The organism is Streptomyces sp. NPDC057939 (assembly GCF_042887545.1).
GTDB lineage: Bacteria > Actinomycetota > Actinomycetes > Streptomycetales > Streptomycetaceae > Streptomyces.
In genome coordinates this window covers 60,925-74,960 of the sequence record NZ_JBHVPG010000001.1, presented here as the reverse complement: position 1 = coordinate 74,960, position 14,036 = coordinate 60,925, and the positions used below count along the sequence as shown (strand labels likewise).

General features: G+C 71.6%; 12 protein-coding genes and 1 tRNA gene. 8 read left to right on the top strand and 5 right to left on the bottom strand.

The window, feature by feature from the left end; genetic code table 11:
* The first annotated feature begins 25 nt into the window (after window positions 1-25).
* The 4 genes from ACFVS6_RS00315 (at window position 26) to ACFVS6_RS00300 (ending at window position 4,488) form a co-directional block, all read left to right on the top strand.
* Window positions 26-1,300: an aspartate kinase gene (locus ACFVS6_RS00315; RefSeq protein ID WP_319192213.1), complete on the top strand. Its 1,275-nt coding sequence runs from the start codon at window positions 26-28 to the stop codon at window positions 1,298-1,300.
* Window positions 1,297-2,370, top strand: a complete 1,074-nt coding sequence (locus ACFVS6_RS00310; protein WP_389699718.1) for an aspartate-semialdehyde dehydrogenase — start codon at window positions 1,297-1,299, stop codon at window positions 2,368-2,370. Before ACFVS6_RS00315 ends, ACFVS6_RS00310 begins: the two co-directional genes overlap by 4 nt.
* Window positions 2,371-2,539: 169 nt before the next feature.
* A complete protein-coding gene (locus tag ACFVS6_RS00305; RefSeq protein WP_389699717.1) occupies window positions 2,540-3,337 on the top strand; it encodes a SigE family RNA polymerase sigma factor in 798 nt (265 codons plus the stop codon).
* Complete coding sequence (locus ACFVS6_RS00300) at window positions 3,334-4,488, top strand: hypothetical protein (RefSeq protein ID WP_389699716.1); 1,155 nt, start codon at window positions 3,334-3,336, stop codon at window positions 4,486-4,488. Before ACFVS6_RS00305 ends, ACFVS6_RS00300 begins: the two co-directional genes overlap by 4 nt.
* On the opposite strand, the gene ACFVS6_RS00295 is transcribed toward ACFVS6_RS00300, so the two are convergent.
* Window positions 4,466-5,329 (bottom strand): SURF1 family protein, encoded by an 864-nt coding sequence (locus tag ACFVS6_RS00295; RefSeq protein WP_389699715.1) that lies wholly within the window; start codon window positions 5,327-5,329, stop codon window positions 4,466-4,468. The genes ACFVS6_RS00300 and ACFVS6_RS00295 overlap by 23 nt on opposite strands.
* 121 nt (window positions 5,330-5,450) lie before the next feature.
* Complete coding sequence (locus ACFVS6_RS00290) at window positions 5,451-7,277, bottom strand: prolyl oligopeptidase family serine peptidase (RefSeq protein WP_389699714.1); 1,827 nt, start codon at window positions 7,275-7,277, stop codon at window positions 5,451-5,453.
* A gap of 109 nt (window positions 7,278-7,386) precedes the next feature.
* Here ACFVS6_RS00290 and ACFVS6_RS00285 point away from each other — a divergent pair, with 109 nt between their 5' ends.
* The 3 genes from ACFVS6_RS00285 to ACFVS6_RS00275 all read left to right on the top strand — a co-directional run bounded on the left by ACFVS6_RS00285 (window position 7,387) and on the right by ACFVS6_RS00275 (window position 9,612).
* Window positions 7,387-7,554 carry a hypothetical protein gene (locus ACFVS6_RS00285; protein WP_389699713.1) on the top strand — a complete coding sequence of 56 codons (168 nt, stop codon included), beginning with the start codon at window positions 7,387-7,389 and terminating at the stop codon, window positions 7,552-7,554.
* A 150-nt stretch (window positions 7,555-7,704) separates the two neighbouring features.
* Window positions 7,705-9,009: a cytosine deaminase gene (gene codA, locus ACFVS6_RS00280; RefSeq protein ID WP_389699712.1), complete on the top strand. Its 1,305-nt coding sequence runs from the start codon at window positions 7,705-7,707 to the stop codon at window positions 9,007-9,009.
* 9 nt (window positions 9,010-9,018) lie between these two features.
* Window positions 9,019-9,612: an HD domain-containing protein gene (locus ACFVS6_RS00275; RefSeq protein ID WP_389699711.1), complete on the top strand. Its 594-nt coding sequence runs from the start codon at window positions 9,019-9,021 to the stop codon at window positions 9,610-9,612.
* A 129-nt stretch (window positions 9,613-9,741) separates the two neighbouring features.
* On the opposite strand, the gene ACFVS6_RS00270 is transcribed toward ACFVS6_RS00275, so the two are convergent.
* Window positions 9,742-9,815: transfer RNA gene (locus tag ACFVS6_RS00270), tRNA-Pro, on the bottom strand.
* A gap of 113 nt (window positions 9,816-9,928) precedes the next feature.
* Window positions 9,929-10,867 (bottom strand): metallophosphoesterase, encoded by a 939-nt coding sequence (locus ACFVS6_RS00265; protein ID WP_389699710.1) that lies wholly within the window; start codon window positions 10,865-10,867, stop codon window positions 9,929-9,931.
* Window positions 10,868-10,936: 69 nt separating this feature from the next.
* On the opposite strand from ACFVS6_RS00265, the gene ACFVS6_RS00260 reads away from it, so the two are divergent.
* Window positions 10,937-11,398 (top strand): GatB/YqeY domain-containing protein, encoded by a 462-nt coding sequence (locus tag ACFVS6_RS00260; protein WP_389699709.1) that lies wholly within the window; start codon window positions 10,937-10,939, stop codon window positions 11,396-11,398.
* A gap of 168 nt (window positions 11,399-11,566) precedes the next feature.
* Here ACFVS6_RS00260 and ACFVS6_RS00255 read toward each other — a convergent pair whose 3' ends face one another.
* Entirely contained in the window at window positions 11,567-13,918 is a 2,352-nt protein-coding gene (locus ACFVS6_RS00255; protein WP_389699708.1) for a transglycosylase domain-containing protein, read from the bottom strand.
* Between the last annotated feature and the right edge of the window lie 118 nt (window positions 13,919-14,036).

Sequence of the window (14,036 nt, the reverse complement as noted above, 5' to 3'; positions counted from 1 at the left end):
GAGACGAACCGAGCGAGGAGCGCACGTGGGCCTTGTCGTGCAGAAGTACGGAGGCTCCTCCGTAGCCGATGCCGAGGGCATCAAGCGCGTCGCCAAGCGGATCGTGGATGCCAAGAAGAACGGCCACCAGGTGGTCGTCGTGGTTTCCGCGATGGGCGACACTACGGACGAGCTGATCGATCTCGCCGAGCAGGTATCCCCGATGCCTGCCGGGCGTGAGTTCGACATGCTGCTGACCGCCGGAGAGCGGATCTCCATGGCCCTGTTGGCCATGGCGATCAAAAATCTGGGCCACGAGGCCCAGTCGTTCACCGGCAGCCAGGCGGGCGTGATCACCGACTCGGTGCACAACAAAGCGCGCATCATCGATGTGACGCCGGGCCGCATCCGCACCGCGCTGGACGAGGGCAACATCGCCATCGTTGCCGGCTTCCAGGGCGTGTCCGCGGACTCGAAGGACATCACCACCCTCGGCCGCGGCGGCTCGGACACCACGGCCGTGGCGCTGGCCGCGGCGCTGGACGCCGAGGTCTGCGAGATCTACACCGACGTCGACGGCGTCTTCACCGCGGACCCCCGCGTCGTGAAGAAGGCCAAGAAGCTCGACTGGATCTCCTCCGAGGACATGCTGGAGCTCGCGGCCTCCGGTTCCAAGGTGCTGCTGCACCGCTGCGTCGAGTACGCGCGCCGCTACAACATCCCGATCCACGTCCGCTCGTCCTTCTCGGGACTGCCGGGCACCTGGGTCAGCAACGAGAATCCGCAAGGGGACGCGCAGGTGGAGCACGCCATCATCTCCGGAGTCGCGCACGACGTCTCCGAAGCCAAGATCACCGTCGTCGGGGTCCCGGACAAGCCGGGCGAGGCCGCGGCGATCTTCCGCGCCATCGCGGACGCCGAGATCAACATCGACATGATCGTGCAGAACGTCTCGGCGGCCTCCACGGGCCTCACGGACATCTCCTTCACCCTCCCCAAGGCCGAGGGCCACAAGGCCATCGACGCCCTGGAGAAGGCGAAGGGCCAGATCGGCTTCGACTCCCTGCGCTACGACGACCAGATCGGCAAGATCTCGCTGGTCGGCGCCGGGATGAAGACGAACCCGGGCGTCACCGCCTCGTTCTTCCAGGCGCTGTCCGACGCGGGCGTCAACATCGAGCTGATCTCGACCTCCGAGATCCGCATCTCCGTCGTGACCCGCCAGGACGACGTGAACGACGCCGTCCGCGCCGTGCACACGGCGTTCGGACTCGACTCCGACAGCGACGAGGCCGTCGTCTACGGAGGCACCGGACGATGAACCTGCCCCGGTCCTCCGGCCCGGCGCTCGCCGTGGTCGGGGCGACCGGAGCGGTCGGTTCGGTCCTGCTCCGGATCCTGTCCCAACGGGCGGACATCTGGGGCGGGATACGCCTGATCGCCTCCTCGCGCTCGGCCGGCCGCGTGCTGACCGTGCGCGGCGAGGAGACCGAGGTGATCGCCCTCACCGAGGACGCCTTCGACGGCCTCGGAGTGGGCGACGTCGTGCTCTTCCTGACCCCGGACGAGGTCTCGGCGCGCTGGGCCCCCGTGGTGACCGCCCGCGGCGCCGTCGTGGTGGACCGCTCCGGCGCCTTCCGGGACGACCCCGAGGTGCCCCTGGTGGTGCCCGAGGTGAACGGCCACGCCGTACGGATCCGGCCGCGCGGCATCGTCGCCGGCCCCGACTGCGTCACCGCCGCGATGATCGCCGCGCTGGGCGCGCTGCACGCCGAGTACGCGTTGACCGACCTGGCCGTCTCCTCCTACCAGGCAGCCGGCGCGGCCGGCCGGGCCGGCTCCGAGGCCCTGCGCCGCCAGCTGTCGCTCGTCGCCGGAACCTCCCTGGGCGAGCAGCCCGGGGACGTCCGTCGGGCCGTCGGCGAGGACACCGGTCCGTTCGCCGCGCCGCTCGCGCTGAACGTCGTCCCCTGGTCGGGGGAGTTGTGCGAGGACGGCTGGTCCTCGCACGAGTTGGCCGTACGGGCGGAGACCCGGCGGATCCTCGAACTGGACGCGCTGCCGGTCGCCGTGACCTGCGTACAGGTTCCCGTCGTCACCGGCCATTCCCTCACCGTGCGGGCCCGGTTCGAGCGGGAGGTCGACGCGGTGCACGCCCGGGAGATCCTGGAGGCCGCGCCCGGGGTGGTCCTCGTCGACGACCCGGCCGCGGGGGAGTTCCCGACGCCGGCGGACGCCGCCGGGACGGATCCGGCCTGGGTGGGACGGGTCCGCCGCTCGCTCGACGACACCCGCTCCCTCGAGTTCTTCGTGTGCGCCGACAACCTGCGCAAGGGCGCCGCCCTGAATGCCGCTCAGATCTCGGAACTCATCGCGGGTGAATTCGCGTAAATCGCTTTGTAGGATCGGTGGCGATCCCTTGATCAAGGTGATGGCCCGACTGCCGCCTGGACAAACGGGGCAACCGGGAAGAGCGGGTACGCATGAGGGCAACGAGAAAAACGCAAAGGACTCTGCCTCGCGCGTACAACCCTGACGGAGGGATACGTGTCCAAAGGGCGTGGCAGAGGCATTGCTCGACTTCGCCGTCGTACCCGCACGCACCGGAATCGTCCCGTCGCGGCGACGCGCCGGCACACCCGGCGGCTTCCCCGTGATCGTTCCCGTACCGCCGGCCGGCGCCCCGCCCGCCACGCCCTCCGCCCTGCCGACCCCGGGCGGCCGCGTGCCCTCGCCCCGCGATAGCGCGGGTGCGGTCGGCACGCCCGCGGACACGACGGCGACCGGGGCACCCGGCACCGGGGAGTCCGCCACCGGGACGTCGGCCGCCGAACAGGCCGCCGCCGAGAAGCCCGTCGTCGCGGGGACCACAGTCGATCACCTCACCGAGACCTACCGGGCCCACTACCGGTCGCTCCTCGGCCTGGCCGCGCTGCTCCTCGACGACACCGCCTCCTGCGAGGACGTCGTCCAGGAGGCCTTCATCCGCGTCCACTCGGCCCGCAACAGGGTCCGGGACCGGGACAAGACCCTGGCCTACCTGCGCCAGACCGTCGTGAACCTCTCGCGCTCCGCGCTGCGCCGCCGCATCCTCGGCCTGAAGCTCCTCTCGAAGCCGATGCCGGACATGGCGAGCGCGGAGGAGGGCGCCTACGACCAGCTCGAACGCGACGACCTGATCAAGTCGATGCGGGGACTCCAGCGCCGACAGCGCGAGGTGTTGGTGCTGCGCTACTTCGCGGACATGACGGAGGTCCAGGTCGCCGAGACGCTCGGCATATCGCTCGGCTCGGTCAAGGCGTACGGTTCGCGGGGCATTGCCGCGCTGAGGGTGGCGATGGAGGCTGCGCAGTCATGACGGACGACCACAAGAATCCGACCGACCCGGCGGGAACCGCCGGGCACGACGGTGACGAACAGGCCCTACGGAGCCTGCTGACCGGGGCCGTCCAGGGCCTGGAGCCCTCCGAGGGCGCGCTGGAGCGGCTGCGCCAGGCGGTGCCCGCCCGCCGGGCCCGCAAACGCCAGGCCGTCGTCGGGGCGGCAGCGGCCGTACTGCTGGCCGCCACCGCGGTTCCGGCGGCCCTGCACCTGGGCGGGGGGCAGGGAACCACCACGGACCACTCGGCGATGGCCGGGCACGGTCAGGCACAGGGCGGGAAGACCGAGGATCCCGGGGAGCCCCGCCACAACGGGGCCGGGGCCGGCAACCAGCCGAGGCCGACCCGGTCCACCGGCCCGACGCCGCAGGACGGCACGGGCGAATCGCCATCGCCGCAGGCCGACGGAACCGCGTCCGGCGGCGTTACGGCCGGCCCGTCCGGCACCGCCACCGCGGGCGCGGCGACCGGCTCCGGCCCGGGGATCGAGCGGACGCCCCCGGTGGCGGCCCCCGGAACGGTCCCGGCCTGCACCTCGGAGCAGTTGGGCGTGCGCGGCAGCGCCCGCGCTCCCGAGAGCGACGGCAAGGTGTACGGCAGCTTCAAGGTCACCAACGTGTCGGCGCGCGGCTGCACCGTCACCGGCCCGGACCGGGTGACGGCCACGTCACTGGCGACGACCCCGCCCGCGCAGGGCCCCGCGGTGACGGTGACGGGCCACCGGGAGGGGGATCCCGCGAGCGGGCTGCTGCCGGCCCCGTCGACCGAGACGCCCCAGCTGGTGCTCGACCCGAACAGTGCCTACGAGGTGCGCTTCGCCTGGGTGCCGACGGCCGAGTCCTGTCCCGCGTCGACGCCGAACCCCTCGGGGAAGCCCGTCGAGCAGGGCGGTCCGGCGCAGGGTCCGGCCGGTTCGGCGGATCCCGCGGCCGCGAGCGGGGCGGGCGCGAGCCCGGCCGCGGCGGCGGACCCGCTCAGCGGTTCCACGGCGCCGGACCCGGCCGGCGTGGAGGTGTCCCACACGCCCAGCACGCCGCTGGCGGGTGCTCCGGTCACGCACACCACGATCCCGGCGGCCTGCGGCGGAACGGTCTACCGGACGGGCATCATCGCGCCGGCGGCGCCGTAGCGGAGGACGCGTCCGGGACGTCGGGTACCTCGGCGACGTCCCGGACGGGTTCACCGGTCGTGGCCCGCGCGGAGGCGGCGACCGGGGCGGCCGGCAGCAGTCCGGCCTCGGCGTCGCGCAAGGTCTCCACCTCGCGGCGGTACAGCCGGAACCACATGAAGATGACGAAGGCGACGAAGACGAACCACTCGCCGGTGTAGCCGAGGTTCTGGAATGCCTTCAGGTCGAGGCCGGTGTTGTTCGGGGCCTTCGCGGGGACCGGGGTCATCCCGTCGACGGGGGTCTGCACCGTCAGCCAGGCGTCGTACAGGGGATCGTGCACCAGGTTGACCAGCGTGGCCGACCCGATCACCCCGAGCTGCCCCTCCGGCAGGCCGCCCTGGGAGTGGACGCCCTTGGTCCCGGAGTTCTCCGAGGACTGCAGGGCTCCGCTGACCTCGACCCGCCCGGTCGGCGGGGCCGGGGCCTTCGCCGCGTCCGCCGGTCCCGGCAGCCAACCCCGTACGACGGGGACGGTCCTGCCCGAGTCGGTGCGCAGCAGGGTCAGCACGTAGAAGCCCTGCTCGCCGTCGAGCCGGCGCTCGGGGACGAGCAGCTGGCGCCCGTACTCCCCGGCGGTGGAGGCGAGCCGTCCGGAGGTCTCCGTGGTCACCGGCAGCAGCGAGTCCAGCGGGGCCGCCGCCAGGTCGGCGGGCCGCTCCGCGGTCGCCTCCCGGTGGCTGCCGACGCGATCCTCGAAACGGCCGAGCTGCCAGGACCCCATGAACAGGCAGAAGGGGATGGCGAGAACGACGAAGACGTTGATCCCCCACCAACGCGGGGTCAGGAGAAACCGGTGCACCCCACCACCGTACGGGGGGTACGGGGCGGGCCCGCCTCCGGGGCTCGGCCCGCAACCCGTCCCCGCCGGCCGGGGGCGGCCGGGGCGGGGCGGGTGCGGCGGGGCCCGAAGGGGTCCGGTGTCAGCGCTTCAGGTGCTTGAGGGCGAATTCGAGGTCCATGCGGACCTGCTTGATGCGTTCCTCGACGACCAGCGAGCCGTGTCCGGCGTCGTAGCGGTACACCTCGTGGACCGCGCCGCGGGCGGCGAGGCGGTCGACGTAGTTGTCGATCTGACGGATCGGGCAGCGCGGGTCGTTGACCCCGGCGGCGATGTGCACGGGCGCGGTGACGGCGTCGACGTACGTCAGCGGCGAGGAGGCCTCGAAGCGTTCGGGTACCTCCTCCGGGGTTCCGCCGAACAGCGTGCGGTCCAGGGACTTCAGGGCCTCCATCTCGTCGTGGTACGCCGTGACGTAGTCCGCGACGGGGACGCCGGCCAGGCCCACGGCCCAGGCGTCGGGCTGGGTGCCGAGGCCGAGCAGGGTTAGGTAGCCGCCCCAGGACCCCCCGGACAGGACGAGGCGGTCCGGGTCGGCGAGGCCGGAGGCCACGGCCCACTCCCGGACGGCCGCGACGTCCTCCAGCTCGATCAGGCCGACGCGGTGTTTGAGGGCGTCGGTCCACTCCCGGCCGTAGCCGGTGGAGCCGCGGTAGTTGACCCGGACCACGGCGAAGCCGTGGTCCAGCCAGGCGGCCGGAGTGGCGAGGAAGGAGTCGCTGTCGTGCCAGGTGGGCCCGCCGTGGATCTCGAAGATGGTCGGGAAGGGGCCCTCGCCGTGGCCCGTCGGGCGCTGGGCCAGGGCGTGGATGCGACCGCCGGGGCCGTCCACCCACACGTCCTCCACCGGCACCGAGCCCGGCGGCCGGAAACCGGGCGGGTCGAGCACGACGACACCGGCGGTGGAGCGGACGGAGGCCGGTTCGGCCGCCGAGGACCACTGGTACTCGACGGTGCCGTCCGGGCGGGCCGTCGCGCCCGACACCGACCCCGGGGGCGTGTCCACCCGTACGAGTTCCCGCGCGGCCAGGTCGTAGCGCCACAGCTCGCTGCGCGCCTCGAAGCTGTGCGCGATCAGCAGGGCGGAACCGTCCGGGTACCACTCGGCGCTGACGTCCCCGGGCAGCTCGATCGCCAGGTCCTCCTCGGCGCCGGTGCCGACGTCCCAGACCATCGGCTCCCAACGGCCGCGCCGCTGGTGGCCGACGAGGAGGCGGGTGTCCCCGGCGACGGGCGCGAAGCCGAGCACCTCCAGGCCGAGCTCCTCCGTGCAGCCGCGGGAGTCGTCGAGCTCGGCGACGGTGGACCCGTCGAGGGTGACGACGCGCAGCGCCGAGTGCATGGCGTCGCCGTGTTCGGTGTGCTCGATGGCGAGGAGGGTGCCGTCACGGGAGAGGTCGCCGACACCGGCGGACTCGCGGTGCCGGTAGACGACGGTGGGGGCGCTGCCGTCCGGCCGGACGACGTGGATGGTCGATCCGTCCTCGTCCGTGGACCGGCCGACGACGGCCGTGCCGTCCCGGCCGATGGCCAGGCCCGCCGAGTAGGAGGGCTCCAGGCCGGGGGTGGCGGGTTCGTCGGCGCCGCCGGCGAAGGGCTGGCGTACCCACGTGCCGAACTCGTCGCCGTCGGTGTCGGAGAACCACCAGATCCACTCGCCGTCGGGGGAGAGGGTTCCGTCGGTGGTGCCGTTGGGGCGGTCGGTGGCCTGGCGCTGGGTGCCGGTGGCGCGGTCCCAGGCGTAGAGCTCGTAGGTGCCGGTCGCGTTGGAGACGAAGAGCGAGCGGTCCGGGGCGTCCTCGGCCCATTCGGGCAGGCCTACGCGCGGAGCCCGGAAGCGCTTCTCCCAGTCGGGCATCTCTCGCGTCTCGGGGGTGTCGCCGGGGGTCACATCGCTGTCGCTGGTCATGCCCTCCATTCTTGCCGTACCGGCGTCGCTGACGCGTCGAGATGCCGACTGCGCCGAACGGGCGCATGGTGGTGGGCGTACGCCGATCGCTGACGAGAGGGTGTTGATCATGGCGAAGAAGGCGCGCGGCGGTCACCACGGCCACCAGGATTCCGAGCGTGCGATGGCGAAGAACACCGCGGCCGAGGCGCGTGCCAAGGCCGCGGTCAGGGACGTTCAGTCGGTCGCCGCCAAGACGAGGGGCATGCAGCAGAAGGCCCAGGTGAAGCGCGGCTGAACCGGCCGGCGCCCCCGAGTCCCCGTACGGTCACGGCCCGCTGTTTCACGTGAAACAGCGGGCGCGCGTGCGCCGCTCCCCGGGCGGCGACCTGCCGGGCACACGCGGCGTTTCACGTGAAACGAGGACCCGCGTCCGTACGCTGGCCGCATGCGGATGATCGTCCGGGGTGCCCGGCTGCTCGACACACCAGCGCACGCCCTCTCCGACGTGGAGGTCGGCGAGGACGGCCGGATCGCACGCGTGGTCCCGCACGACGACCAGAAGGAACCTCCGGCGACCGGGATGCTGATCGAGGCCCACGGCGACCTCCTCACCGCCCCCTTCGTCGAGCCCCACATCCACCTGGACACGGCCCTCACGGCCGGGCAGCCCCGCCCCAACGCCTCCGGCACGCTCTGGGAGGGCATCGCCTGCTGGAGCGAACGCAAGCGGACGCTGACCCGTGAGGACGTCATCGACCGGGCGACCGAGGTCCTGCGCTGGCAGGCGGCCAACGGGGTGCTGCACGTCCGCACCCACTGCGACGTCACCGACCCCTCCCTCACCGCGCTCGACGCCCTGCTGGAGGTCCGTGACCGGGTGCGGGACGTGATGACGCTTCAGATCGTCGCCTTCCCCCAGGAGGGCATCGAGTCCTTCCCCGACGGCGCGGCGCTGCTGCGCGAGGCCGTGGCCCGCGGGGCGGACGTCGTCGGAGCCATCCCGCACTTCGAGGACACCCGTGAGGACGGGATCGCCTCGCTGGGGAAGGCCTTCGCGCTGGCCGAGGAACACGGGCTGCGCGTCGACGCCCACTGCGACGAGATCGACGACGAACAGTCCCGCTTCGTGGAAACCCTGGCCACCCTGGCCCTGCGGACGGGCCTGCGCGACCGCGCGACCGCCTCGCACACGACGGCCATGGGTTCCTACAACGGCGCCTACGCGTTCAAGCTCCAGCGGCTGCTGTCCCGCTCGGGCATCAACCTCGTCTCCAACCCCTTCGCGAACCTCAACCTCCAGGGCCGGTTCGACGCCTATCCCAAGCGGCGCGGCCTCACCCAGGTCAAGGAGATGCTGGCGGCGGGGGTCAACGTGGCCTTCGGCCACGACGACGTGATGGACCCCTGGAACGCGCTGGGCACGGCCAACCCGCTCCAGACCGCCCTCGTCGGGGTGTACGCCGCCCAGCTCACCGGAGCGGACGAGATCCCCCTCGCCTTCTCGATGGTGACGGACCGCGCGGCCCGGGTGCTGGGCCTCGACGCCTCCGAGTACGGGATCCACGAGGGCGCCCCGGCGTCCTTCGTACTGCTGCCCGCCCCCACCCCGCAGGAGGCGATCCGCCGGCAGGTCCGCCCCCGGTACGTGGTCGCCCGGGGCGGCGTCCTCGCACGGACGCCCGCGCAACCGACCCTGCTGGACTGGCCGGGCGAGGCCCCCTCGGAAGTGGACTTCACCCGCGGAACCTAAGGTGCGGCCATGACACGGACCCTGTACGAACTCGACTCCCGCGCGGCCCGTTCCGCCTTCGAGACCGCCTCGGAGTACGCCGACGCGGCCCTCCTCAACCACTCCGTCCGCTCCTACGCCTTCGCCGCCGAGTACGCGCGCGAACGGGGGATCGCGTACGACGAGGAACTCCTCTACGTCAGCGCCCTGCTGCACGACCTGGGCCTGACCGCGCCGTTCGACAGCCACACCCTGCCCTTCGAGGAGGCCGGCGGGCACGTGGCCCGGGTGTTCACGGCGGGGCTGGGCTGGGCGCCCGCCCGCCGGGCCCGCGCGCAGGAGGTGATCGTCCTGCACATGCGGGACGACGTAGGCGCCGCCGAGGACGCGGAGAGCCACCTCCTCCAGGTGGGTACGAGCGCGGACGTCTCGGGGCTGCGCGTCACGGAGTTCGACCCGTCGTTCACCGCCGCACTGCTGGCCGCCCACCCGCGGCTGGGCTTCGGCGCGGCCTTCCTCGCGCTCGTCGAGGACCAGGCGGCGCGCAAGCCGGCGTGCGCGGCCGCCGCCTACGTCGCGGGCGGAGCCGCGGCCCGCATCGGGGCGAACCCGCTGGACCACTGAACGACGAAGGCCCAGGTCGACGACCCGGGCCTTCAACCCGTCCCCCCGGGATCCTCCCGAGAGGGCGAGCAGAAACAAGGAGAGCCGGTGCAGGTTTCCCTGCACCGGCTCTCACCTGGTACTTCAGCGTCGGGGTGGCGGGATTTGAACCCACGACCTCTTCGTCCCGAACGAAGCGCGCTGCCAAGCTGCGCTACACCCCGATCGTCGCTTTGGCGTCTTGCTGCCGTGGCGACATCGATTACTTTAGCGGACCCTCGCCCGGAGACGAAATCCGGTTTTCACGGGGCGCCGCCGGGGCGGCGCGGCCCGGTCGTCAGGCCTTCGGGGTCAGTGTCAGGAGGGTCGCTTCCGGCGGGCAGGCGAAGCGGACCGGGGTGTAGCGGTTGGTGCCGCAGCCCGCCGAGACGTGGAGGTACGAGCGGTGGCCGCCGGCCTCGTGCGTCGAGAGGCCCTTCACCCGCTTCGTGTCCAGGTCGCAGTTGGTGACCAGGGCCCCGTAGAAGGGGATGCACAACTGCCCGCCGTGCGTGTGCCCGGCGAGGATCAGGGGGTACCGGTCGGCGGTGAACGCTTCGAGGACCCGCAGGTACGGGGCGTGCACGACGGCCATCGAGAAGTCGGCGTCCGCCTCCGGACCGCCCGCGACCCGCTCGTAGCGGTCCCTCTTGATGTGCGGGTCGTCGAGGCCGGTGAAGGCGAGCTCCAGCCCTTCCAGCTTCAGCCGGGCCCGGGTGTTGGTGAGGTCGAGCCAGCCCGCCGCGTCGAAGGCGTCCCGCATGCCCTCCCACGGGTTGTGGACGGCGCCGACGACCGGCTTGTTGCCGTTCAGCCCGTGCCGGCCCTGGGTCTTCTCGATCAGGTACCGCCCGGGGTTGCGCAGCCGGGGCCCGTAGTAGTCGTTCGACCCGAAGACGTACACGCCCGGGAAGTCCATCAGCGGGCCCAGCGCGTCGAGCACCTCCGGCACGCCCTCCGTGTCGGAGAGGTTGTCGCCGGTGTTCACGACGAAGTCGGGGCGCAGTCCGGCCAGGGACTGCAGCCAGGCCCGCTTCTTGCGCTGCCCGCCGACCATGTGGATGTCGGAGACCTGGAGCACGCGCAACGGGCGCATCCCTTGCGGGAGCACGGGCACGGTGACCCGGCGCAGGCGGAAGGAACGGGCCTCGAATCCGGCGGCATAGGCCACTCCCGCGGCCCCCACCGCCGCGATCGAGGCAGTGACTTTCAGGGGGACTCCGTAACGCGCGCGCATGCCCCCTATGGTCGCAGACGCGGAAAACCGGCGGGCGCCACCGCCCCCACACCTGGCAGACTCATGGGCATGACCACGCTCAAGGCCAAGCTCCAGGAAGACCTCACCAACGCCATCAGGGCACGCGACGAGCTCGCTTCGTCGACGCTGCGCCTGACCCTTTCCGCCATCACCAACCAGGAGGTCGCGGGCAAGGAAGCGCGCGTGCTCTCCGACGACGAAGTCCTCAAGGTGATCGCGAAGGAGGCGAAGAAGCGCCGCGAGGCCGCGGAGGCCTTCGCCCAGGGCGGCCGCGCCGAGCAAGCCGCGCGGGAGACCCTGGAGGGTGAGTTCCTCGATGCCTACCTGCCCAAGCAGCTGAGCGACGACGAGCTCGTCGCCATCGTGACGCAGGCGGTCGAGGAGGCCAGGGCGGCGGGTGCCGAGGGGCCGCGGGCCATGGGCGCCGTCATGAAGATCGTGAACCCGAAGGTGGCGGGCCTGGCGGAGGGCGGCCGGGTCGCCGCCGTCGTCAAGCGTCAGCTTTCCTGACCGCGGGGACCGCGCAGCCCGCGGGGACCGCGCAGGACCGCGCAGGACGGTAGGAAGAAGGGGAGGGCCCCGGCCGGATGATCCGGCCGGGGCCCTCCCCTTCGTAACCACGGGTCCTACGGGTCCTACAGGGCCTACGGTCCTACGGGCCCCACAGGTCCGGCGGTCCTACTGTTCCTCCCGGCCGCCGATCAGGCCGGGCTCCCCGGTGATCCCGCCGAACGGGGGCTTGGGGGAGTCGCCGGTGCCGCCGGCTCCCGTGCCGCCGGTGGCCCCTGCGGCCGTCGCGCCGCCGGGCCGGCTGTCGCCGGGCTTTCCGTCACCGCCGGGCTTGTTCGGCTTCCCGGGCCGGTTCGGGGTCGGCGGGTTCGGGTTGCCGGTCCCGTTTCCGTTCCCGTTGCCCCGGCCACCGTTGTTGCCGTTGCCGGTGCTCGGAAGCTGCGGTTCGGGGATGCTGACCGTGGCGAAGTCGGGGGCCTCGCGGCCGGACAGGGCGCCGGAGACCGCGTCGCGCCAGATCGGGCCGGGCAGGCCACCACCGAAGACCTTCGGGTAGTACTGCCCGCCGATGGTGATGTCCTCCATCGAGATCTTCTTCGCGCCGCCCGAGCCGACCCACACCGCGCCGGACATGTTCGGGGTGTAGCCGACGAACCAGGCGTTGTAACGGGAGTCCGTCGTACCGGTCTTGCCCGCGTTGTCGCGGTTGCTCAGGCCGGCCTTCTCACCGGTACCGGAGTCGACCACGCCGCGCAGCAGGGTGTTGATCGTGTCGGCGGTGTCCTGGGACATCGCCCGCTCGCACTTGGTCTTCGGCACCGCGAGGGCCTTGCCGTGGGCGTCGGTGATCGACTCCAGGGCGATCGGGGTGCAGTACGTGCCCCGGTTGGCGAAGGTCGCGTACGCGTTGGCCATCGTCAGCGGGGACAGTTCGGCGGAGCCGAGCGCGATGGAGGGGGCTTCCGGCAGCTTCGAGCCGTCGGCCGGGACCACACCGAGCTTCTGCGTCATCTCGGCCACCGGGCAGAGCCCGATCTCGCCGATCATCTGCACGAAGTAGGTGTTGATGGACTTCTCCATCGCCGTCCGCAGCGCGTAGGGACCGACCTCGTCCTCGGTCTCGTTCTCGGCCGTCGCGAGCTTCTTCTTGCCCTCGGGCAGGTTGACCCACTGGCTGCCGTCGCACTTGGGGATCGGACTCGGGTAGTCGATCTTGTTGGGCGCGGAGTAGACCTTGGTCGGCGCCATGCCCTGTTCGATCGCGGCGGCCGCGATGAACGGCTTGAACGTGGAACCGACCTGGAAGCCGAAGTTGGAGCCGCCCATCCGCTTGTCGACGGAGTAGTTGATCTGCGTCTCGTTCTTCCCGAAGCCGTACGGCTTGGACTGCCCCATGGCCAGCACCCGGCCGGTGCCCGGCTGGATCATGGTCACGGCCGTGGCGATCGAGTCGTCCTCGTTGACGTGGTCCTTGATCGAGGCGTTCGCCGACTCCTGGGACTGCGGGTCCAGCGTCGTGCGGACGGTCAGGCCGCCCTGGTTCCAGATCTTGGCCCGGTCCTCGCGCGTCTTGCCGAACACCGGGTCCGACAGGAAGGTGTTGCGCACGTAGTCGCAGAAGAAGCCCGCGCCCTTGACCGCGGTGATGCAGCCGTTCTTCGGCCGGGTCACCTTCAGTTGGACCGGCTTCTTCTTCGCCTCCTCCGCCTCCGCCTGCGAGATGTCCTTCATGTCGGCCATCCGCTGGAGGACGGTGTTGCGGCGCTTCATCGCCTCCTGCGTGTCGTTGACGGGGTCGTACCGGCTCGGCGACTGCACCAGGCCGGCCAGCAGCGCCGACTCGTCCATGGTGAGGTCCTTGGCGGGCTTGCTGAAGTAGCGCTGCGCCGCCGATTCGATCCCGTAGGCCTGCTGGCCGAAGTAGGTGATGTTGAGGTAGTTCTCCAGGATCTTCTTCTTGCCGAGCTCCTCCTCGACCTGGATCGAGTACTTGAGCTCGCGGATCTTGCGGCCGAGGCTCTTCTCCTGTGCCTCGCGCACCTTCGTCTCGTCGTCGCCGGCCTCCTCGACGAAGACGTTCTTCACGTACTGCTGCGTCAGCGTCGACGCGCCCTGCGCGGCGCCGCCCTCCTGCGCGTTGCGGTTCACCGCGCGCAGGATGCCCTTGAGGTCGACCGCGCCGTGTTCGTAGAAGCGCGAGTCCTCGATGGCGACGATCGCCTTCTGCATGTACGGGGAGATGGCCGTCAGTGGGACGACCTGCCGGTCACGTGAATAGACGGTGGCGATCAGGCCACCTTCCGCGTCCAGAATCGTGGTGCGCTGACTCAACGGAGGCGTTTTGAGATTGGCCGGGATCTCGTCGAATCCCTCGACCGTGCCCTTGGCCGCGAGTCCCAGCGCGCCGGCGCCCGGGATCGCGATGCCGGCCAGTACGACTCCGGAGAGAACGGACACCCCGAGGAACTTGGCGGCCTGCTGTGGCCCCGTGAGCCCGCCGCCCGAGCGCTTCTTACCCATGGAGGGCAGCCTACGTTCTCATTCACCGGACACACGCGAATGCCTTGGCCTAAGCTGGCCCCAACTGTCACAGCAGTGTGGTGCGACATCAACCCCTCGGCTTGTTTTTCACCCTTCC

Excerpts from the sequence above, each read along its gene's own strand:
- ACFVS6_RS00310 (WP_389699718.1), top strand. The coding sequence starts at position 1,297 with ATGAACCTGCCCCGGTCCTCCGGCCCGGCGCTCGCCGTGGTCGGGGCG.
- ACFVS6_RS00300 (WP_389699716.1), top strand. The coding sequence starts at position 3,334 with ATGACGGACGACCACAAGAATCCGACCGACCCGGCGGGAACCGCCGGG.
- ACFVS6_RS00290 (WP_389699714.1), bottom strand. The coding sequence starts at position 7,277 with ATGACCAGCGACAGCGATGTGACCCCCGGCGACACCCCCGAGACGCGA.
- ACFVS6_RS00285 (WP_389699713.1), top strand. The coding sequence starts at position 7,387 with ATGGCGAAGAAGGCGCGCGGCGGTCACCACGGCCACCAGGATTCCGAG.
- codA (WP_389699712.1), top strand. The coding sequence starts at position 7,705 with ATGCGGATGATCGTCCGGGGTGCCCGGCTGCTCGACACACCAGCGCAC.
- ACFVS6_RS00275 (WP_389699711.1), top strand. The coding sequence starts at position 9,019 with ATGACACGGACCCTGTACGAACTCGACTCCCGCGCGGCCCGTTCCGCC.
- ACFVS6_RS00265 (WP_389699710.1), bottom strand. The coding sequence starts at position 10,867 with ATGCGCGCGCGTTACGGAGTCCCCCTGAAAGTCACTGCCTCGATCGCG.
- ACFVS6_RS00260 (WP_389699709.1), top strand. The coding sequence starts at position 10,937 with ATGACCACGCTCAAGGCCAAGCTCCAGGAAGACCTCACCAACGCCATC.
- ACFVS6_RS00255 (WP_389699708.1), bottom strand. The coding sequence starts at position 13,918 with ATGGGTAAGAAGCGCTCGGGCGGCGGGCTCACGGGGCCACAGCAGGCC.